Below are 21,279 nucleotides of genomic sequence, written 5' to 3' on the forward strand. Positions count from 1 at the left end.
CTATAATGAAAGTACTAAAAAAGGGAAAATAAATGACTATAACCATAAAAGCACCATTAGATATGCATCTTCACTTAAGAGATGCAGAGATGTTAAAAGTAGTAGCACCATTGAGTGCACAAACGTTTTCAAATGCTATTATTATGCCAAATCTTGTACCACCAGTTACAACAATAGAAGCTTTAAAAGAGTACAAACAAAGAATTATGAGTGCTATAGGAAATGAAAAGTTTGAACCTCTTATGACACTTTTTTTTCGCAATGATTATACGTATGATTTTTTAAAAGAGGCAAAAAAGTATATAAGTGCTATAAAATTATACCCTTCAGGAGCAACTACAAACTCTGAAGGTGGTGTAACAAGCATGGATATAGAGAGTCTAAGAGAGACTTTTGAGGCGATGAGTGAACTTGAAATTCCACTTTGTGTTCATGGAGAAACTAATGGTTTTGTTATGGATAGAGAGGCTGAATTTGGCTCAGTATATGAGCAATTTGCTTCAAATTTCCCTAAATTAAAAATTATCATGGAACATATTACTACAAAAAATAGTGTTGATTTACTCGAAAAATATGACAATCTTTATGCAACAATTACACTACAACATCTTTTTATTACTTTAGATGATGTAGCAGGTGGTATGCTTAAACCTCACCTTTTTTGTAAACCAATAGCAAAACGATATGAAGATAGAGAAGCCCTTTTAAAAGTAGCTTTGAGTGGGCATCCTAAAGTTATGTTTGGAAGTGACTCAGCTCCTCACCCAACGCATAAAAAAGAGTGTTGTGGATGTGCTGCTGGGGTTTTTACAGCACCAATTGCACTTCAAGCATTGGCTGGGCTTTTTGAGAAAAATAATGTCCTAGAAAATTTACAATCTTTTGTTAGCAATAATGCACAGAAAATTTATAGTTTTAAACCACTTGAAAAAAATATAGTTTTAGAAAAAACACCATTTAAAGTTCCAAATAGTTATGGTGATGTAGTGCCGATGTTTGCAGGAGAGGAGCTAGCTTGGTCTATAAAGTTTTAGTATTAGAGGATAATGAACTTCTTTTAGAAACATATGAAGATTTTTTGAGTCAATATGGCTGTGAAGTTATTTTGGCAAAAAATATAGAAATAGCATATGAAATATGTTTTGAAAATAGATTTGATATATATCTTATTGATGTTAAATTACCAACAAGTAATGGATTTGAGTTTTTAAGATCGTTACGGGACTCAGGAGATAAAACACCTGCTATTTTTATAACCTCTTTTACAGATAAGCAGAGTTTATTAGAAGGGTTTAAAAGTGGGGCAGATGATTATATAAAAAAACCATTTGATTTAGATGAATTATGGTTTAGAATAGAAGCAATTATATCAAGAGATAGAGGATATAACGATAGAGTAATGGTCATCAATGATGAGTATTCTTTGAATGTAGATAGAAAAAATCTCACATGTAATGGAAATGAAGTTTTGATAAATTTAAAAGATTTTGAACTTCTTCATCTTCTTTTAACAAATCGTACACAAGTAGTAACTAAAGAGATGATAGAAGAAAAACTATGGTGTACAAACGATAACTCAAATAGTGGTTCAATAAGAGTGTATGTAAATAATTTGAAAAAAATTTTAGGAAAAGATTCTATATCAAATATAAGAGGGATTGGTTATAGACTTGAAATCTAGTGAAAAACGTTTACTTATATTAGCGACGATAAGTGTTTGTAGTATTTCATTTGTACTATTTATTGCTCTGTTTTTAGTAAATTTTTCTGCTATGTTACCATTAGTAAAGGTTGCTTTTTTTTGTCTTTTTTTTATAATTTTTATTTTTAGCATATATATGACTATACACTATTTACTTTCTCCTATGTTTAAAACTAATTATCTTTTAGAATTATTGCTTAAAGATACTCTTCATGAGTTAAATATCCCTTTATCAGTTATAAAAGCAAACTTGCAAATGTTAAGGATGAATGAAAAAGACAGCAAAAAGTTAAAACGACTAGATAGGGTAGGATTGGCTTGTGTTGATTTAGATAGACTGTATAAAGATATGGATTATTATATAAAACGAGAAGTAAGATATGATTTGAAAGAAAATTTTGATGTTAAAGATGTCATTGAAGAAGTCAAAGAAAAAGTAGAAGCACAAGGGCTACATGTAAAGATTGAGTCAAGTGTAGAATCTTTACATGTAAATGCAGATAAACATGGTTTTATAAAAGCTATAGGAAATCTTGTAGATAATGCAATAAAATATAATAAAAATGGAAAAAGTATTAATTTGTCATTAAAAAATGGTAAACTAAACATAGAAGATCAAGGTATAGGAATGGATGAGTCTGAAATATTTAGAGTTTTTGATAGATATTATCAGAGTGATGATTCAAAAAAAGGTGTAGGAATAGGACTTAATATAGTGAAAAATTATTGTGATGAATCTAAGATTTTTATAAATATTTTTTCAAAAAAAGGAAAAGGTACGAAAATTTCATTAGATTTAAAAAATATTTTGTTAGAGCAAAATCAATGATAGAACGTAGTGAAATAGACAGTTTTCTTGAATGCTCATCAGAGTTTATTGATAAATATGAGTTGGAATTTATTGATTATTTTGTATCATTGTATGAATCTCATGATAAAAGTTATCCTCAAAAAACAATACAAATGATAGCAAAACTAATTTACAAAGATTTTTTTAATATAGATATTTTTTTTACAACTAATGAAAAAGATATTTTTATTGAAATGAAAGATAAAGGAATAATGTTAAACTTTTTAATTACAAAAAGTATACTTTTTCTTTTAACAAATTATATTAAAGAGTCAACAGAAAAACATTTAGAGTACGAAAAGTATATGGGAACTTTTGTATCATTTATTTCTGAGTATCTTGAGCAGTTTGCAACACAAATTTCAAATAAAAATCGACATAAAATCAAGCATGTAAACTTTGATAGATTAGATAACTTTTCACCAGGACATAATATAATAGATATTTTTAAAGATATAAAAGATAATGGTGAAGAAGTTATCTTTTTTAATCTTTATAAAGGTATTCCTATTCGTCATAGTGCTATTGTGATGAACATTGAAGATAATGAGGTTACTTTTAAGACTATTCAAATTCAAGGTATTGCTATGAAAATGGATGGTGTTGCATATATATTAAAAGATAATAATTTTAATAATTATGTTAAAGCAGATATAGTTTACAATGATTTTTCAAATAATATTGTAGTTTTAAAGAATTTTAATTATCTTTTAAATATGCCAGCAACACAAAGAGAAGCTGTCAGAGTATATCCAGAAATTATGGCAGAAGTAGTACTCCTATCAGATAAAGAATCAATGACTAAAGGAAAGTTATATGATTTATCAGTAGCAGGGGTAGGTGTTGTTAGTGAATCAAACAATGGTATATATGCAGGTGCTAAAATAGAACTCAATATTCCGTTAAAAATAAATAATACTCAAGAAGTTCATTTGATTAAAGTAGAAGGGGAAGTTTTAAATATCATAGAGTACAGAGATTCATATAGGTATTGTATAAAAATTTATCCTGAGTTAGATGAAAAAGATAAAATTATTGATTATGTAAAATTTAGAGAAAAAGAAATCTTAAATAGTCTTAATCAAGAATTAAAAGACTATAATTTTTAGAGGTATGTAGGATTTCCTACATACCACCGCTATTAGCCATTCTTTTTTCTAACCTACTTCCTAAAAGTGCAAGAAGTGCAGTTATACAAAAATACATGGCAGCAACTATTATCCATGTTTCAAATGGAGAAAAAGTATTTGCAACTATTTCACGTCCTACTTTTGTCAAATCTGTGATAGAAATTACAGAAACTAAAGAAGAATCTTTTACTAAGGCAATCATTTCACCTACTAGCGTTGGTAGAGCTCGCTTTAGTGCTTGAGGCATGATAATATAAGTCATAGTTTGAGGATAATTCATACCAAGTGATTTAGCTGCCTCGTATTGACCTTTGTCTATTGATTGAATTGCCCCTCTTAAAACTTCAGCAATATATGCGCCAAAGAATATACCAAGAGATAATCCACCTGCTATAAAGCGTTCTAAATCGAAAATTGTTGCGACTATAAAATAAAATATAAATATTTGGACAAGAAGAGGTGTTCCTCTAATAATAGTAATGTATACAGTTGCAATATCTTTTAAAAATTGAAAGCTTGAAATTCTCATAAAAGCTAGTAATATACCTATAGTAAAAGCTAAAATTGCTGAAAATCCAGATATTTTTAAAGTAATGAGTAAACCTTCTAAAAGTGGACCCATTTTCCAAGCTGTAGTTGTTGCAATGTTATCCATTTCGAACAATTCATCACCATTATGAACTACAAGAGTATATTCACTAGGGATAGTTATCTCTTTACTGTCATCATCACTATTTATTACAATTGTACCATTTTCTTTTATACTCACAACACCATCAAATGGTGCTTCAATTACTTCTGTTTTTTCATATACAAAATACTTTGGAACGCTAGTCCATTTCCAAATATAATTCATTTCGGAAGCAGCATTAAATAAAAAATACCCTATCAATACATAAAAAAGTACGGCCACAGAGTGACCGAATATTTTATTGTGGAAAAGCGATTGTTTCGTTTTTGCCATTTATTACATTACCTTTTTTTGCCAAGCGTCTCTTTCAAACCACTTAGAGTATATTTTTGCATATGTACCATCGTGTTTTGCTTGATTTAAGAAGTTGTTTAACCAGTTAATAAAATCAGGATCACCTTTTCTTACAGCCCATCCTAATGGTTCATAAGTTAAGTCTTCATCTAAATGAATAATTTGTCCAGTAGCTTTTTTTTGTGCGTAGAATATAGCATTGTATGGTTTGTCATAAACAAAAGCATCAGCATTACCATTCATTACTTCTTGTGCTGCATCAGCTTCTGTTTCAAAAGTTCTGATTTTTGCTTTTTTAAACATTTTTCTAGTTGCTATTTCACCAGTAACACCTAGTTTAGTAACTACAGTATATTTTGCATTATCTAACTCTTTCCACGTTTTACCAGCATGCTTTTTAGCCGCTATAATTGTTTGTCCAACACTGATATAAGGGTTAGCAAAGTTAACTTTTAAGTTTCTTTCTTGAGTAACTGTCATGCCTGACATGATTATGTCATATTTTCCTGTAAGAAGACCAGCAATAATACCATCCCATGCAGTTGGAACAAATTCTAATTTAACACCCATGGCTTTTGCTACTGCTTTAGCCATATCAACGTCAAATCCTATGATATTTCCTTTTTTGTCTTTCATTTCAAAAGGCATATAACCAGGTTCTAGACCAACTCTTAAAACACCTTTTTGTACAACTTGATTTAGTGTTGATTTTTGCCATAGGCTAATATCATCAGCCATACTATTCAGCCCAAGCATTAAAATTAATGCAGCAAGAATTTTTTTCATATTTTCTCCTTAAGATTTTATTTTTTAATGTACTAATACTTCTTTTAAAAATTTTTGAGCACGATCTGTTTTTGGATTTGTAAAAAACTCTTGTGGAGTTGCTTCTTCCAAAATTTCTCCTTCATCCATAAATACAACACGATTACATACTTCTTTTGCAAAACCCATTTCATGAGTTACGCAGACTATAGTATAGTTTTCATGTGCAAGATCACGCATAACGTCTAATACTCCACCAATCATTTCTGGATCTAATGCACTTGTTGGTTCGTCAAAAAGAATTATTTGAGGTGTCATAGCAAGAGTTCTTGCTATTGCAACACGTTGTTTTTGCCCACCACTTAGTTCACTTGGATAACCTTCTGCTTTGTGTGCAAGTCCAACTTTTTCTAATAGTTTTAAAGAAATTTCATTGGCATCGTGTTTAGAAGTTCCTTTTACCTTTGTTTGTGCTATTGTTATGTTTTCTAAAATTGTAAGGTGAGGAAATAAATTAAAATGTTGAAACAACATACCTGTTTCTGCTCGTAGTTGATTTAAATTAACGTTTTTATTATATAAGTCTTTACCTTCTACAAGTAACTCTCCACTATCTATCTCTTCAAGTCTATTTATACATCTTATAAGAGTGGATTTACCACTTCCACTAGGCCCACATATAACGACTATTTCTCCTTTTTGTACAGAGAAATCTATGTTTTTAAGTACATGAAAATCACCATAATACTTATCTACATTTTTCATACTTATAATTGGTTGGTCCATTGAAACCTTTCTTTGAAATGACTTAAGCGGTCATTCTATCAGTCTTAATATAAAAATAAACTAAAAAAAAAGGCTTATTTTTGTAACTATTGTATAAAATTTAAGCATTATTAAGATGAATCACAATTAGAAACATTTAGAATAGATATTTTAGTTTTTTCCCATTTTTGAGATGAAAATCGCCAATTCTTTAACTTGCTTATCTGTTAAAATTCTCACTCTTTTTGCCATTACGGTAGTAACTCCTTTGGCCCTAAACTCATTATTTCTATAGACATTAATAGTTTGTATTAAGTCTTCAACTTTTTGTCCAGCTATAGGAGCACTTCTTCCATAAGCAGGATTTTTCCCATCTTTGCCATGACACTTTGCACAGTCTTTAAAAATTTCAGCAGGAGTTAATTCGTTGGCAAATGAAGTAGTTAGAGTAAGAGGTATTAATATAAAAACAAAAAGCTTTAATTTCATATTCTTTCCTCACATAGGTATAAATTTTTAATCCAAATATTATATCACTAAAATTATAAGATGTTAAATTATATTTAGAAGAATAGAAGTTTTTTGATAAATTTGAATTAAAAGTAACAATTTTTGTAAATAGATGTCATTATGGTAATATACTCATTTTATATGATTAGGGGATTTTATTGATAAAAAGTAAACTAAAAGAATTTGGGGCAGATTTTTCATTATTGCTCGTTGCTATATGTTGGGGTGGAACATTTTTTATTGTTCAAGATGCTATAGAAGGTACACCAGTGTATATCTTTCTTTTTTGGAGGTTTTTTATTGCTACGATTTTAATGGGCCTTTTATCTTTCAAAGAAATAAAAAAATTAGACAAACCCACTTTAAAAGCAGGTTTTGTTTTGGGTGTATTTATGTTTTTAGGTTTTGCTTTTCAAACTTTTGGTTTATCTTATACTTATTCATCAACAGTTGCATTTATTACTGGGCTTAATGTTGTTATTGTCCCTTTTGCAGTGTTTCTGATTTTTAAGAAAAAAGCCTCTATATACTCTTTATTTGGAGCAGTGTGTGCTGTAGTGGGACTTTATTTTTTAACAAACAATGAAACACTAGGCGGTTTTAGTTATGGAGAATTTTACTCTTTAATTTGTGCAGCTATGTTTGCTTTACAAATTACTTTTACTGATGTTTATGCAAAAAAATATAGTGCATTTTTACTTGTAACAATACAATTTGCAGTTGTTTCTATGCTATCATTTTTTGGAGCCATTGCATTAGATGGGCACATACAGCCAAAAAGTTTTGATGGAGTATTTTTAGAAGCGATAATCATAACAGTTTTGTTTGCTACTATTTTTGCTTTTTTTACACAAACAGTTATGCAAAAGTTTACAACACCAGCAAAAACGGCAATTATTTTTACAATGGAGCCAGTAAGTGCAGGTATTTTTGGTTATTATTTTGCAGGAGAAGAGTTCCATGCAGTTCAGCTTATGGGAGCAGGTTTGATTTTGTTTGGGATGCTAAGTGCAGAACTTGGTACGTATTTTAGAAATAAAAGATTAGCCAATGTATAAATATATATTTTTAGTAGTAGCCATACTTTTTATTGGATGTACGACAACAATACCTTATACATCTTCAAAAGCTTATTATATGGTAATTAAAAATCCTAAAATAGCCTTAGCTGATACAGGTTTTGTTAAAAAAGATGATACTAGATTAAATTTACAAATTTTTTCTGCTTCATCTCCTATATTTGATTTACATGTAGAAAATCAAGTTTGTTTAAATGCTATTTGTTTTGCAAAAGAAGCTTTTAATTATGAATTTTTTAATTTTAGACATTATGAAAATTTTATAGAGGAACTTTTTAATTTACAACCCATATACAATCAAAAAAACATCCAAAAAAATGAGAATGGATTTGAACAAAGAATTAAAACTAACTCTTATGATATAACGTACAAAGTAGAAAATAATAATTTGTATTTTAAAGACAAAAAAAATGGAATATTAATAAAATTAAAGGAACTAAAAAAATGAAAATGATAGGAGCACATGTTAGTGCAAGTGGTGGAGTTTTTAATGCTCCAATAAATGCAAAAAAAATAGGTGCACGTGCTTTTGCACTATTTACAAAAAATCAAAGACAATGGGTTGCAAAACCTTTAGATGAAGAGGTTATTTCTAAGTTTAAACAAGAGTTAGAAAAATCAGAAATTCTAGCAAAACATATATTGCCACATGATAGTTATTTGATTAATCTAGGGCATCCTGAAGTTGAAAAAAGAGAAAAATCACTGAGTGCATTTATAGATGAAATAAAAAGATGTGAACAACTTGGAATTGATAGACTTAATTTTCATCCAGGAAGTCATTTAAAACTTATAAGTGAAGATAATTGTTTAGAACTTATAAGTGAGTCAATGAATGAAGCTTTAAGACAAACAAATGGTGTGAAACTTGTAGTTGAAAATACAGCTGGTCAGGGAAGTAACTTAGGTTATAAGATGGAACATTTAGGGTTTTTGATGCAAAATTCATGCGATAAAGAGAGAGTGGGTGTTTGTATAGATACATGCCATTTATTTGTTTCAGGGTATGACTTTCGGTCACCAAAAACATATGAGGAAACTATGCTGAAGTTTGATACAATCGTTGGATTCAAGTATTTAATGGGTATGCATCTAAATGATTCAAAACCAGAACTAGGAAGTCGTGTAGATAGACATGATAGTATTGGTAAGGGTAAGTTAGGCTTAGAAGCATTTGAGCTTATTATGAATGATGATAGGATAGATGATATTCCAATGGTACTTGAAACTATAGACGATACTATATGGGGACAGGAAATTGAGCTTTTATATAGTTTAGTTAAATAACTTTTGGAGATTTTAATGAAAAATTACGTTAAAGTTGCAGCACTGCTTGGTTTAAGTGCAGCAACACTAAATGCATCAGGATGGAGAATTCCTGAACAATCACTCAATAGTACAGCTTTAAGTGCAGCTTATGTTGCAAATGCAAATGGCGCAGATGCGAGTTATTATAATCCTGCAAATATGTCTTGGATGGAAGACATTTCTCAAATGGAAATGGCTTTGACTTATATAAACCTTCCTAGTGTTAAATATACTGATAGTGTGAGTTCTACTTTTAACAGCGAATCAAAAAAAGAAACATTTTATTTGCCTACTTTTCATTATGTTTCTCCTTTTGTAAATGATTTTAGATTTGGTTTATCAATGGTAGCCCCTGGAGGACTTTCTAAGAGGTGGGATGATGCATATGCAAAAGCAACAGCAGAAGAGTTTACTTTAAAAGTAATAGAGTTAAATCCGAATATTTCTTATAAAGTAAACGATCAATTTTCAATTGGTTTTGGTTTACGGGCTGTTTATTCTGAGGGTATCGTAAAAAGTGATGCTACTTTATTGGGACAGTCTTCACGTAAAAGAGATTTAGAAGGGGATTCAATTGATTTTGGTTATAATTTAGCTTTAAGTTACAAACCAATTGAAAATCTTACTTTAGCAACGACATATCGTTCAAAAGTAGATTTAACGGAAGAAGGAACAGCAACTCTAGCTGGGGGTTTGTATGATGGAGATACGAGTGTAACTATACCCTTACCAGCTTCATTAACTTTAGCAGCAGCTTATACTATGAATAAAACAACATTTGAATTTGTATATGAAAGAACGTATTGGTCTGATTATAAAGATTTAGATTTTAATTATGCTGTTGATTTAACAACAGGACCATTAGCAGGTTTTGATTTACCGATTTCAAAAAATTGGAAAGATGCAAATGCTTATCGTATAGGTGTGACTCATCAGTATAGTGATAAATTAAAATTTATGTTAGGTTTTGCTATAGATGAAAATGGTGCCCCTGATGAAACCATAGGTTTTGAATTACCAGAGTCTGATGCAAAACTTTACTCTTTTGGTATAGAGTATAAAGTAAATAAAGATATGAAAATAGGTTTTGCTTATCTTTATGATAAAAAAGAGAGTAGAACAGTACTTAATGGATCAGCTAATGCAGCAACAAATGGTACATTCACAGATTCTGAAGCACATTTGGCTACTGTATCATTCAAATATAAATTCTAAAAAAACTTAACTTTAAGCCATCTATTAGCATAGATGGCTTATATTTGCACTTTACAAAAATTAAGAACAAATATAAGCCACCAATGTGGGTAAGGTTAAGGATAGTGCATGTTAGAGTATAAGTATGAGAATTTTTATGAAGCGATTGAGGAAAATGCAAAGGTAAATCCTTCAAAAACAGTTATTTTTATAGAAAAGAAAAAAGTTAATAACCTTGATTTTAAACAAAAAATAGATACATTTGCAAGATTTTTAGAAGTAAGTGGGATAAAAACTAAAGATAGGGTTGCTATAATAGTTGGTAACTCAGCAGAGTTTATGATAGCCCTTTTTGCGATTACAAAAATAGGTGCAGTTGCTGTTCCTATTAATACTTTTTTAAAGCATGAAGAGTTTGAATATATTGTTAATGATTGTAGTGCTAAAATGCTTATAAGCTCTCCATCACTTGCTAAAGAAACAAAAAATCTTTTATATTCAACTACAGTAGAGAAGATAGTGTGGACAGAAGATTACGATAAGTTTGATGAAAAAAATTATAGTTTTTCAGAAGTCATTAACAACATAGATACTCAAGAACAACTTTTAGGCTCCCCTTCATTAGATGATTTAGCATGTATAGTTTATACTTCAGGAACGACTGGTAAACCTAAAGGGGCTATGTTAAGTTATAGAAATCTTTTTTCAAATGCAGTAGGGGCAAAAGATGCATTTAGGATAACAGCACAAGATAGATTTATTGTATTTTTGCCAATGTTTCACTCTTTTACACTTTCTGTTATGGTGATATTACCTATATTTGCCAATTCTTCAGTTGTTATTATAAAATCGGTATTTCCATTCGCCAATGTATTAAAACAAGCATTATTAAAAAAAGTGACAATATTTTTAGGTGTACCAACTCTGTATAACTCTTTAGTAAAAGCAAAAATACCATGGTATTTTTTATGGTTTAACAAAATTAGAATATTTATTTCAGGGAGTGCGCCACTAAGTGAAAAAGTTTTGAATGACTTTAATGCAAAGTTCAAAAATGCAGTTCTTACTGAAGGTTATGGACTTAGCGAGTGTTCTCCTGCTGTTGCTGTAAATAGACTTGATAAACAAAAACCTCTTTCTGTTGGTTTGCCATTACCTGGTTATGAAGTAAAAATAGTCAATGAAGAGATGGTTGAACTTCCTGCTGGAGAAGTTGGAGAGATTATCGTAAAAGGTGATTGTGTAATGCAAGGTTATCTAAATCGTCCTGATGCTACTGATGAGACTATACTCAATGGATGGCTCTTAACAGGGGATTTAGGAAAAGTTGATCAAGATGGTTTCATTTTTATTGTAGATAGAAAAAAAGATTTGATTATCTCTAAAGGAATCAATATTTATCCAAGAGAGATAGAAGAAGTTTTACATCTGTATACAGGAATTGATACAGCTGCTGTAATTGGTATAAAAAATGATGTAAATGATGAAGAAGTTATGGCATTTATTCAGCTTAAAGATGGAGTAGAATTAAAAGAGATAGAAGTCAAAAAATATCTTAAAACTCATTTAGCAAATTTTAAAATTCCTAAGCATATATATTTTGTAGAAGAGCTTCCTAAAAATGCTACTGGAAAGGTTCTTAAGAGGGTACTTAAAGAACAAATTCATAAAGGGATATTCTCTAAATAATCTTAAGACGAGAAGTTACTTTTCGTCTTAATCTCTATCATCTTTTTGTTATGCTAATATATCAAGATACATATTTACATAATAAAATAGGAAGTTTAGTGCACTACTTAATTGATTTTTTAGAAAATGACAGTATTGAAAAAAGTAAAATTTTTGAGCAGTTAAAATGCACAAAAGAAGAGGCAACTATTCTCAAAAATATGACCAAACAATATATAAGGGGTAATATAGAAGTTGTTTCACTAGATGTTTTAGTAGACCTTTTTGGTGATAAAGAGTATCAACATTTATCGAAGTTAGCAGTAATAAAAAATCTTTTAGATCAAGGTTGGGTTACGCATGGTAATTTTGTTAATCTAAGAGTTGCAGAAGTATCTAATATAGAGCTTTTAAATTCAACCATAACTTTAAGTAGCTCTTTTTTAAAACTTTTAGAAGATGGTACTTTGGATATGGAACTTCCTGAAGTTTCATCTTATGAGGATCACTTAGAATATTTAAAAGACCAATTTCTCAGAATCGAACTTTACCAAAAACTTAGTGGCGATAAACAGAATTTAACAGATAATTCGATTAGTATAAGTAGAATTAAAAGTAAATTACAGTTACTAGAATCAAGAATTACTCAGAGGGTAGAATCAACACAAATTGATATTGTTGTAGAAAAAATATTTGAAGAACATGAACTTAATCAAAAAGAACAGGTTATATTTTTAGCACTTTTAAAAGAAGAGTATGCAAGTGAATTTGAGAGTTTAAGAGATATGAACACTCTTGTAAATCTTATTAGTTTTGATGATTATGAAAAAATAAAAAATAGAGCTTTATTAGAAGAGGGTTCAAAATTAATAGAGAATGACATTATTGATTATGATGAGATGCTCAATGGTTTTGGAGGAGTAACTAGAAGTTTTTTTATAAGTGAAGAGTTACTTCAAAATATTATGCATCCAAATAAAGAGAAAAAAGCTAAAAAAATTAAACTCGATATGCTTATACGTGAACAAGAATTATTTGAGTTGATAGATCCTAAAACTTCTTTAGCTGATGTGGTATTGAGCCCTAAAACAAGAGAGTTATTAGATAATTTATTAAAACAAGTTGATAGAAATGTTATGAAACTTCTTCGTGAATGGGGAGTTAAAGAGAGACGTGGTGGAATAGATGCTAAGATTATTTTTTATGGACCTCCTGGAACTGGTAAAACTATGACAGCACTTTCACTTGCAAAATCTATGAAAAAAAGAGTACTTAGTTTTGATTGTTCAAAAATTCTTTCAAAATATGTTGGAGAGAGTGAACAAAATGTTAGAAGTATCTTTGACACTTACAGAGATTTGAGTCTTAAAACAAAAAGTGAACCAGTTTTGTTACTTAATGAAGCAGATCAATTTTTAAGTGCACGTGTATCAGAAGCTGGTGGTAGTGTAGATAAAATGCATAATCAAATGCAAAATATATTTTTAGAGCAAATTGAAAAGTTCAATGGAGTATTAATTGCAACTACAAATTTACTTGAAACTATAGATAGTGCATTTTCAAGAAGATTTGATTATAAAGTGGCTTTTGAAAAACCTTCATTAAAACAAAGAATTGAACTTTGGCAAAAGCTTTTACCAGAGATGGCCGTATATGAAGCAAACTTTTCTATAGAAGAGTTGGCAAAATATAAACTTAGTGGTGGACAAATAAAATTAGTTTTGAAAAATTGTGCTTTAAGAGTAGCTATCAAAGAAGAACCTATCTTTTGTATGGAAGACTTTAAAAATGCAATTGAAAGAGAAAAAGCAGGATTATTCGGTGAAGAAAAATCCATGGGATTTCTTACTAGTGAGAAATAAATAATATTTTAAAATAAAAATTATATGAATTCAGATAAAATTACTTATCTGAGTTGATATTAATTTTAGAAGGACCTTCCATGACACAGTTGTCACATATGGATTTTGCTCATCCTTATTTTGGAGCATTTTTCCTCTTAGCATTTGGTGTTGCTGTATTTTATGGCATAACTGTTGTAGCAAGAATTGTTTCTAGAAGAATGGCAAGATTAGATACTGAAAAGTTAAAACTTACCATTTATGAATGTGGGCCAGAGGTAAGTAAGCAGCCAAATAAAATTTCTGCACATTTTTATCTTTTTGCTCTTTTATTTATACTGTTTGATGTAGAAATAATTTTCATGTTTCCATGGGCAGTAAACTTTAAAATACTGGGTTGGTTTGGATTTATTGAAATGGTACTTTTTGTTTTATTATTGGCAATTGGTTTTGTATACGCGTGGAAAAAAGGAGCACTCGAATGGCACAGCATAAGATAAATTATCTTAGTGAAGGAGGACTTCCTGTCGCTCTTACTACTGTAGATAAACTTGTTCAATGGGGTAGAAGTAATTCATTATGGCCAATGACATATGGATTAGCTTGTTGTGCGATTGAAATGATGGCAACGGGTGCAAGTCGGTATGACTTTGATAGATTTGGAACAATTTTTAGAGCAAGCCCTAGACAATCAGATGTATTAATCATTGCAGGAACTCTTACAAAAAAACATTCGCCTTTTATGCGAAGATTATATGATCAAATGACTGAGCCTAAATGGGTTATTAGTATGGGAAGTTGTGCAAATACTGGTGGTATGTTTAATACTTATGCAACAGTACAAGGAGCTGATAGAATAATTCCTGTTGATATTTATTTACCAGGTTGCGCTCCACGTCCTGAAACTTTACAATATGCATTGATGCTTTTACAAAAAAAAGTAAGAACTGAGAGTGCATCGAGAAAATTGAGACCAAAAAGGTTAGTGTAATGAGAGCCTATAAAGACAAAAAGAATGTACAGGCAAAATCTTACTACAATGATAGATTTTATGTATCACCTCAAATTCCTAAACTAGATGTTAGTAGTGATGAGATATTTGCAAAAGATGTAGAGTTATTAAAAGCTTCATTCAAAGTACATGAGGCATATATACAAAGAGAACAACTCGTAGTATATATCAATGCAACAGATAATGTAAAAGTATTAACTTTTTTACGAGATGAGTTAAAATATAATTTTTTAAGTGAACTAAGCGCTATTGATTGGCTTGCACGTAGTGGAGAGTTTGAGATATTTTATCAGATGTTATCTACATGTAAAAGAAAAAGAATGCGTGTAAAGTTTTTCATAAAAGAAAAAGAAGAAATTCAGAGTGTAACAAGTGTTTATAAGAGTGCTGATTGGGCTGAGCGAGAAATGTATGATATGTATGGTGTTCGTATTATAGGTCATCATTATATGAAAAGAATTCTTATGCCTGATGATTGGCATGATCATCCTCTTCGTAAAACATATCCACTTCATGGAGATGAAGAAGCACAGTGGTATGAGATAGATAAAATTTTTGGTAAAGAGTATCGAGATATAATTGGTCCAGAAGAGAGGGATGGTGCAAGAATAGTAGAAAAAGATACTCAAAGATTTTCAAGAGTTAAACATGAAGTTCCTTTTGGTGCTGATTATAGTGAAGAACCAACAGATACAGATTATCAAGAAGAAGGTGGTGTAGCTATTGTTAGAAAGCTTAAAAAATCAGATGTTACCATGATAAAAGAGAGAAAATAACATGCAAAAAGTGAATAAACTTCAACCATTTTTTGAAAACTTAGTGTTTGAGAGAGATGATAATACTATGATTATCAACTTCGGCCCTCAGCATCCAAGTTCACATGGACAATTACGTCTTATTCTTGAACTTGATGGAGAGTTAGTAACTAAATCGACTCCTGATGTTGGATATCTTCATCGTGGTATGGAGAAGATGGCTGAAAACATGATATATAATGAATTTTTACCTACAACAGATCGTATGGATTATATTGCTTCTACCTCAAATAACTATGGTTTTGCACTAGCTGTTGAAAAACTCATTGATTTAGATGTTCCAAGGCGTGCAAAAGTAATAAGAATGATGTTATTAGAACTTTCACGTATAACTTCTCACCTTTTTTGGATTGCTACTCATGCTTTAGATGTAGGGGCAATGACAGTTTTCTTATATGCATTTAGAGAACGTGAATATGCAATGGATCTTTTTGAAGATTATTGTGGTGCAAGACTTACTCATTCTAGTGTAAGAATTGGTGGAGTTCCTTTAGATCTTCCAAAAGACTGGACAGCATCATTAATGAAATTTATTGAAAAAATGCCTGCAGCTATTGAAACATATGAGGGTTTATTAGACCAAAATCGTATTTGGAAAATGAGACTTGAAGATGTTGGTATTATCTCTCCTGAAATGGCACAATCTTGGGGTTGTAGTGGACCTATGCTTAGAGGAAGTGGAATTGCGTGGGATATAAGAAAAGAAGAACCATATGAACTTTATGATGAAGTAGAATTTGATGTCCCTGTAAGTGATAGATGTGATAGTTATGGAAGGTATAAGCTTCATATGAAAGAGATGAGAGAGTCTCTTAAAATCTTAAAACAACTTATACCAATGTATTATGAAACAAAACCTGAATTAATGACAAATGCACCTAAATATATTTCAGCTCCAAAAGAACAAATTATGACACAAAATTATTCTTTGATGCAACATTTTGTTCTAGTAACCCAAGGTATGAGACCTCCTGTTGGAGAAGTTTATGTAGTGACTGAATCTCCTAAAGGAGAGTTAGGTTTTTATATAAATTCTCAAGGGGACCCATATCCATATAAATTAAAATTAAGAGCTCCAAGTTTTTGGCATACAAGTATTCTTCAAGAACTTCTTCCTGGACATTACTTGGCTGATGTTGTAACGATAATTGGTAATGCAAATATCGTATTTGGCGAGATTGATAGATAAGGGTATATGATATGCAAAGATATGATTTAAGACATTTAAAAGATGATTTTTATGGAAGAATGTTAGAAATTGTTGAATCAACATCAATTGGTGAAGTTTCTATCTTTATGTTTGAAATTGGAAATTTTGAACCAGTACAAAAGAGTGCTGATATAATAAAAGAAGCAGGGCATGAGTTGATGAATTCATTAAAGTTTAATGAAGTAGATTGGACCATAGTTGTTAAAAAAAATAAAAAGGAAGCATAGGTGAAAAATGATTTAGTAGTAGTAATAGGGACAATGCTTTCGATTGATGATAAAGCAGTATTTCAAGATTTAGAAAATTCTAAAATAGCTTTGATTTCTGTTATGGAAGACTTGCCTCTTATGGATAGAGTAGAGTTTTTTAGTAGGTATGAAGCAGGAAGTGAAGAAGGTGTTGTTGCGATTTTAGCAAAAGAGTTTTTAAAAGACAAAAATTTACCACAAGAGATAAAAAATTATTTAAATGAATTAGATGAAGGGTATATTAGCGCTGAAACTAATATAGGGGAAGAAGAAGCGGAAGAGTTGTATGAGATGATTCAAAATGCTTCTTCACCGCTTATTATTTTTGGTAAAGATTTGTTTTTAAACAAAAGAGCAGAGAATATAACAAAGTTTGTTAATTTAATCGCAACTTATAGTGGGATAGATACAAAATGTTTAAGTGATATAAGTTTAAATAAGGCGGTGTTACCTGAAGAAGTAGAAGAGTTAGAAAGTTTTAATGGTACAGTTGTTTTTGAATATGTTAGTGATAAAGAAACAAATTTATTAATTGGTTCAGCTCAATTTGGTGTTGCAGCAAAAATACAAGATGGGCAAGAGATAGAAGTAAAAAAACAAAATAGAAAGTTTATGCTAGATAAAACGTTGAAAGGGACAATTGCTTTGATGCCAAGTGAAGATATAGATAATTCATATAGGTTCAAAGTTGCAAAAATAACAAAGAGAGAATCTTAATGAGCGATATTAAATTAACAATTGATGGCGTTACATGTGAAGCAAAAGAGGGTGAGTTTGTTTTGAACATTGCAAGAGCAAATAATATATTTATCCCAGCTCTATGTTATTTATCGAACTGTTCTCCAACTTTAGCCTGTAGGTTATGTTTAGTAGAAATTGATGGAAAACGTGTATACTCTTGTAATGCAAAAGCAAAAGAGGGTATGAACGTAATTACTAAAAATGAAGAGATAGAAAAAGAACGCCGTGCAATCATGGAAATTTATGATGTAAATCATCCTTTAGAGTGTGGTGTTTGTGACCAAAGTGGTGAGTGTGAGTTACAAAATTATACTTTAGAAATGCAAGTAGATAGCCAAAGCCATTGTATAGCAGATACTCCACGACCTACAAAAGATTGGGGAAGAATTCATTATGATCCATCACTTTGTATAGTGTGTGAGCGTTGTGTTACTGTTTGCAAAGATATGATTGGAGAATCTGCTCTTAAAACAGTTCCTAGAGGTGGAGCTATTTTAGATAAAAGCTGGAAAGATAATACTCCAAAAGATGCATATGCCATGTGGAATAAACTTCAAAAATCTCTCATAGGTACAACAAGTGGCAGTGAAATGTTAGACTGTACACAGTGTGGTGAGTGTACATCAGTTTGTCCTGTTGGTGCACTTGTCGGTACAGACTTTCAATATAAATCAAATGCATGGGAACTTAAAAAAATTCCAGCAGCAAATCCTCATAGTAGTGATTGTTCACTCATATATTATGATGTAAAACATGATTCAATCACAAATTCAAATGATAAAATTTATAGAGTGAGTAATGATTATGGTTTTTCTCCTATCCATGCTGGAATAAGATATGGATATGATTTTGAAAATGTAGCAGAAGAAAAAGATGAAGAAGCATTAGAATATGTTGTAAACGCTTTAAAAACAAAAGTTGATACTATAGAGTTTGAAAGTTATATTACAAATGAAGAAGCTTTCATACTTCAAAAATTAAAAGAAAAATTTGGATATAAATTAGTAAACAAAGATGCTTTTTTATACAAAAAATTTCTTCATAATTTTTCAAAAACATCGGGAAGCAATTTATATAATGGTGATTTGTTAACTGTGAAAAATAGTGATTTTGTTATTAGTGTAGGAACTGCAATTAAAACAGATAGTCCAAATAGTGGATATGCACTGAATAATGCACTTACTATGAACAAAGGAGCTGGGATTTACTTTCATCCAATAGTTGATCCAATAGTTGATAATTACTCTAAAAATTTATTGAGTATTAATCATAAAGTAGGCGTTGAAGAAGCTATTCTTTATCTTATATTAGATCTGTTTGGAAAAGAATTACCTCAAGATATAAGTGCGTATTTATCTAAATTTCATTCAGTTAGTAAAAAAACTATTACTGAGAGTATAAAAGAGAATGTTCAAGAGATAGTAAAAAAAACAGTAGTAGATGAAGAGAGTGGTGAAGAGAAAGAAGTTGAAGAAGAAGTCACAAAAGTAGTAACAAAGCAAGTAGAAAAAGAGATAGAAGTTGATACAAATACTCTTTTAGATATGGTTGGGGCTACTGAAGATTTTAATGAAAAATTAGAAAAACTTTTAGCAAAAAAAGAGACTTATTCACTTATCGCAGGTGAAGATTTGTATGCTCATCCACAAAGTGAAAACTTAGCAAAACTTTTAGGACTTATTCAAAAATATACAGATTTTAATGTTCTTATAATTCCAAGTCAAACAAACACATTGGGTGTTTCACTTATTTGTGAATTAGATGAAGAAAAGGGTCAGTTTACTTTAGGATATAACGTAAAATCAGATATAAGTATAAGCTCACTTTGTGAAAGTGATTTAGCAATGCCAGCACTGAATCAACAAGAAGGAACTTTTACTTCTATGAATAAAAGAGTAGTTCCAACCAATGTTGCATTAGCATTTGGGGGATATTGCTTAAATGATATAGCAAATGAACTTGGTTTAGAGGCTGAATATACTATAGATTATACCGAACAACTTCCAAATAGTGCAGGATTTGAGCAAATAGAATTTGATAAATTATCAAATGAATTTACAGCTGCTGGAGAAGAAAAACGAGGTTATTTATTAAAAGAGAAAAGTCTTACATGTAATGATGAAGTAGCAGCAATAAGCGATATCCAAGAGATAGACAATATAATTTATCTTGCAAACCCTGTACACCAGTTTAATGCTGCAACCAACAAAGCACACCAGCTTAACGAAGCTGGAGCCTTGTATGTTTCAAATGAATTTTTAGAAAAACGTAAACTTTTAAATGGAAATATGGTTGTAATAGAAAATGATGATGGTGCAAAATTAACAGTTGCTCTTAAATTAGATTCTATGATTGGTGGAGATATTCCTTACTTACCAACGTTTGATACGAAACTAAATGCTACGCAGTTTTTCCCAAGCGGGTTTAGATATGCACAAGTTAGTATAAAAGGTGCAAACAATGAATGAAATAGCAATAATCATAGAAACAGTTATTAAAGCAGTTGTTGTATTGGCCGTTGTAGCAGGTATGGCCGCATTTGCTACATTTATAGAGCGTAAAGTTTTAGCCTATATGCAACGTCGCCTTGGACCTATGAATGTAGGGCCTCATGGTATATTACAACTTGCAGCAGATGGTATAAAACTTTTCACTAAAGAGGATATTATTCCTCAAAATGCAGTAAAACCTATATTTAAAATAGCTCCAGTAATAGCTCCAGCAACAGCTTTTACAGCAATGGCAGCTATCCCTTTTTTCCCTGAATTTACAGTTTTTGGATATACAGTAACTCCTATTATATCTGATATAAATGTGGGTGTTTTGTTTATTATGGGTGTGGCTTCCGTTGGTATGTATGCTCCACTTCTTGCAGGTATGAGTAGTACAAATAAATGGGCATTACTAGGAGCAGCAAGAACAGTTATCGCACTTCTATCTTTTGAAGTTGTTTCAGGTCTTGCTCTTTTAGCTCCTTTGATGCTCATAGGTTCACTTTCTCTGATAGATATTAATGATTTTCAAAATGGAGGATTTAGTTCTTGGTTAGTTTGGCAACAACCTTTAGCCTTTTTGTTATTTGCAATAGCTGGTTTTGCTGAAACAAATAGAACACCATTTGATTTGATTGAATATGAAGCAGAAATTGTTTCTGGTTATGCAACAGATTATTCTGGTATGAGATGGGGACTATTTTTTATAGGTGAGTATGCAAATATGATAACAGTAGCATTTTTAGTAAGCATTATTTTCTTAGGAGGCTACAATCCTTTTTGGATAATTCCAGGGGCAATTATGATATTGATTAAAATATCAGCATTTATATTTTTATTTTTATGGGTAAGAGCAGCGTGGCCTCATGTGAGACCTGATCAAATGATGTGGTTGTGTTGGAAAGTATTGATGCCTTTAGCGCTTGTCAATATTCTTATCACTGGCATAGTGCTTATTTAGGAG

General features: G+C 30.6%; 22 protein-coding genes. 18 read left to right on the forward strand and 4 right to left on the reverse strand.

Features of this window, described 5'->3' with window-relative positions; all coding sequences use genetic code 11:
• The first annotated feature begins 32 nt into the window (after window positions 1–32).
• The 4 genes from pyrC to K354_RS0107495 are packed head-to-tail and all read left to right on the forward strand — an operon-like array spanning window position 33 to window position 3,661.
• On the forward strand, window positions 33–1,034 hold the full coding sequence (gene pyrC, locus K354_RS0107480; RefSeq protein ID WP_024954884.1) for a dihydroorotase: 1,002 nt from the start codon (window positions 33–35) through the stop codon (window positions 1,032–1,034).
• Window positions 1,016–1,681: a response regulator transcription factor gene (locus K354_RS0107485; RefSeq protein ID WP_024954885.1), complete on the forward strand. Its 666-nt coding sequence runs from the start codon at window positions 1,016–1,018 to the stop codon at window positions 1,679–1,681. Before pyrC ends, K354_RS0107485 begins: the two co-directional genes overlap by 19 nt.
• Window positions 1,671–2,531: a sensor histidine kinase gene (locus K354_RS0107490; protein ID WP_037940488.1), complete on the forward strand. Its 861-nt coding sequence runs from the start codon at window positions 1,671–1,673 to the stop codon at window positions 2,529–2,531. Before K354_RS0107485 ends, K354_RS0107490 begins: the two co-directional genes overlap by 11 nt.
• Window positions 2,528–3,661 carry a PilZ domain-containing protein gene (locus tag K354_RS0107495; protein ID WP_024954887.1) on the forward strand — a complete coding sequence of 378 codons (1,134 nt, stop codon included), beginning with the start codon at window positions 2,528–2,530 and terminating at the stop codon, window positions 3,659–3,661. Before K354_RS0107490 ends, K354_RS0107495 begins: the two co-directional genes overlap by 4 nt.
• Window positions 3,662–3,677: 16 nt before the next feature.
• On the opposite strand, the gene K354_RS0107500 is transcribed toward K354_RS0107495, so the two are convergent.
• The 4 genes from K354_RS0107500 to K354_RS14105 all read right to left on the reverse strand — a co-directional run bounded on the left by K354_RS0107500 (window position 3,678) and on the right by K354_RS14105 (window position 6,686).
• Window positions 3,678–4,646 carry an amino acid ABC transporter permease gene (locus K354_RS0107500; protein WP_024954888.1) on the reverse strand — a complete coding sequence of 323 codons (969 nt, stop codon included), beginning with the start codon at window positions 4,644–4,646 and terminating at the stop codon, window positions 3,678–3,680.
• Between the two features lie 3 nt (window positions 4,647–4,649).
• On the reverse strand, window positions 4,650–5,453 hold the full coding sequence (locus K354_RS0107505) for a transporter substrate-binding domain-containing protein (protein ID WP_024954889.1): 804 nt from the start codon (window positions 5,451–5,453) through the stop codon (window positions 4,650–4,652).
• 24 nt (window positions 5,454–5,477) lie between these two features.
• Window positions 5,478–6,218 (reverse strand): amino acid ABC transporter ATP-binding protein, encoded by a 741-nt coding sequence (locus tag K354_RS0107510; protein WP_024954890.1) that lies wholly within the window; start codon window positions 6,216–6,218, stop codon window positions 5,478–5,480.
• Between the two features lie 150 nt (window positions 6,219–6,368).
• Entirely contained in the window at window positions 6,369–6,686 is a 318-nt protein-coding gene (locus K354_RS14105; protein ID WP_024954891.1) for a c-type cytochrome, read from the reverse strand.
• Window positions 6,687–6,865: 179 nt separating this feature from the next.
• On the opposite strand from K354_RS14105, the gene K354_RS0107520 reads away from it, so the two are divergent.
• From K354_RS0107520 to nuoH, 14 genes are all read left to right on the forward strand, one after another.
• Window positions 6,866–7,765 carry a DMT family transporter gene (locus K354_RS0107520; protein ID WP_024954892.1) on the forward strand — a complete coding sequence of 300 codons (900 nt, stop codon included), beginning with the start codon at window positions 6,866–6,868 and terminating at the stop codon, window positions 7,763–7,765.
• Window positions 7,758–8,234 (forward strand): hypothetical protein, encoded by a 477-nt coding sequence (locus K354_RS0107525; RefSeq protein ID WP_024954893.1) that lies wholly within the window; start codon window positions 7,758–7,760, stop codon window positions 8,232–8,234. Before K354_RS0107520 ends, K354_RS0107525 begins: the two co-directional genes overlap by 8 nt.
• On the forward strand, window positions 8,231–9,073 hold the full coding sequence (gene nfo, locus K354_RS0107530; RefSeq protein ID WP_024954894.1) for a deoxyribonuclease IV: 843 nt from the start codon (window positions 8,231–8,233) through the stop codon (window positions 9,071–9,073). Before K354_RS0107525 ends, nfo begins: the two co-directional genes overlap by 4 nt.
• Before the next feature lie 15 nt (window positions 9,074–9,088).
• Window positions 9,089–10,309, forward strand: coding sequence for an OmpP1/FadL family transporter (locus K354_RS0107535; RefSeq protein WP_024954895.1), 1,221 nt, complete (start codon window positions 9,089–9,091; stop codon window positions 10,307–10,309).
• Between the two features lie 108 nt (window positions 10,310–10,417).
• Window positions 10,418–11,977: a fatty acid--CoA ligase gene (locus K354_RS0107540; protein WP_024954896.1), complete on the forward strand. Its 1,560-nt coding sequence runs from the start codon at window positions 10,418–10,420 to the stop codon at window positions 11,975–11,977.
• 98 nt (window positions 11,978–12,075) lie between these two features.
• Complete coding sequence (locus K354_RS0107545) at window positions 12,076–13,818, forward strand: ATP-binding protein (RefSeq protein ID WP_024954897.1); 1,743 nt, start codon at window positions 12,076–12,078, stop codon at window positions 13,816–13,818.
• An 80-nt stretch (window positions 13,819–13,898) separates the two neighbouring features.
• Complete coding sequence (locus K354_RS0107550) at window positions 13,899–14,297, forward strand: NAD(P)H-quinone oxidoreductase subunit 3 (RefSeq protein ID WP_425426671.1); 399 nt, start codon at window positions 13,899–13,901, stop codon at window positions 14,295–14,297.
• Window positions 14,279–14,788, forward strand: a complete 510-nt coding sequence (locus K354_RS0107555) for a NuoB/complex I 20 kDa subunit family protein (RefSeq protein WP_024954898.1) — start codon at window positions 14,279–14,281, stop codon at window positions 14,786–14,788. The genes K354_RS0107550 and K354_RS0107555 overlap by 19 nt, the downstream gene beginning before the upstream one ends.
• On the forward strand, window positions 14,788–15,585 hold the full coding sequence (locus K354_RS0107560; protein ID WP_024954899.1) for an NADH-quinone oxidoreductase subunit C: 798 nt from the start codon (window positions 14,788–14,790) through the stop codon (window positions 15,583–15,585). The genes K354_RS0107555 and K354_RS0107560 overlap by 1 nt, the downstream gene beginning before the upstream one ends.
• Window position 15,586: 1 nt before the next feature.
• Entirely contained in the window at window positions 15,587–16,813 is a 1,227-nt protein-coding gene (nuoD, locus tag K354_RS0107565) for an NADH dehydrogenase (quinone) subunit D (RefSeq protein ID WP_024954900.1), read from the forward strand.
• 11 nt (window positions 16,814–16,824) lie between these two features.
• Window positions 16,825–17,061 carry an NADH-ubiquinone oxidoreductase subunit E family protein gene (locus tag K354_RS0107570; RefSeq protein WP_024954901.1) on the forward strand — a complete coding sequence of 79 codons (237 nt, stop codon included), beginning with the start codon at window positions 16,825–16,827 and terminating at the stop codon, window positions 17,059–17,061.
• A complete protein-coding gene (locus K354_RS0107575; protein WP_024954902.1) occupies window positions 17,062–17,799 on the forward strand; it encodes a hypothetical protein in 738 nt (245 codons plus the stop codon). It begins immediately after the preceding gene.
• Window positions 17,799–20,291, forward strand: a complete 2,493-nt coding sequence (locus tag K354_RS0107580; RefSeq protein ID WP_024954903.1) for an NADH-quinone oxidoreductase subunit G — start codon at window positions 17,799–17,801, stop codon at window positions 20,289–20,291. The genes K354_RS0107575 and K354_RS0107580 overlap by 1 nt, the downstream gene beginning before the upstream one ends.
• Window positions 20,284–21,276, forward strand: coding sequence for an NADH-quinone oxidoreductase subunit NuoH (nuoH, locus tag K354_RS0107585; protein ID WP_024954904.1), 993 nt, complete (start codon window positions 20,284–20,286; stop codon window positions 21,274–21,276). The genes K354_RS0107580 and nuoH overlap by 8 nt, the downstream gene beginning before the upstream one ends.
• The last annotated feature ends 3 nt before the right edge of the window (window positions 21,277–21,279 follow it).

Origin of the sequence: Sulfurospirillum arcachonense DSM 9755 (assembly GCF_000597725.1) — a bacterium.
Lineage (GTDB): Bacteria > Campylobacterota > Campylobacteria > Campylobacterales > Sulfurospirillaceae > Sulfurospirillum_A > Sulfurospirillum_A arcachonense.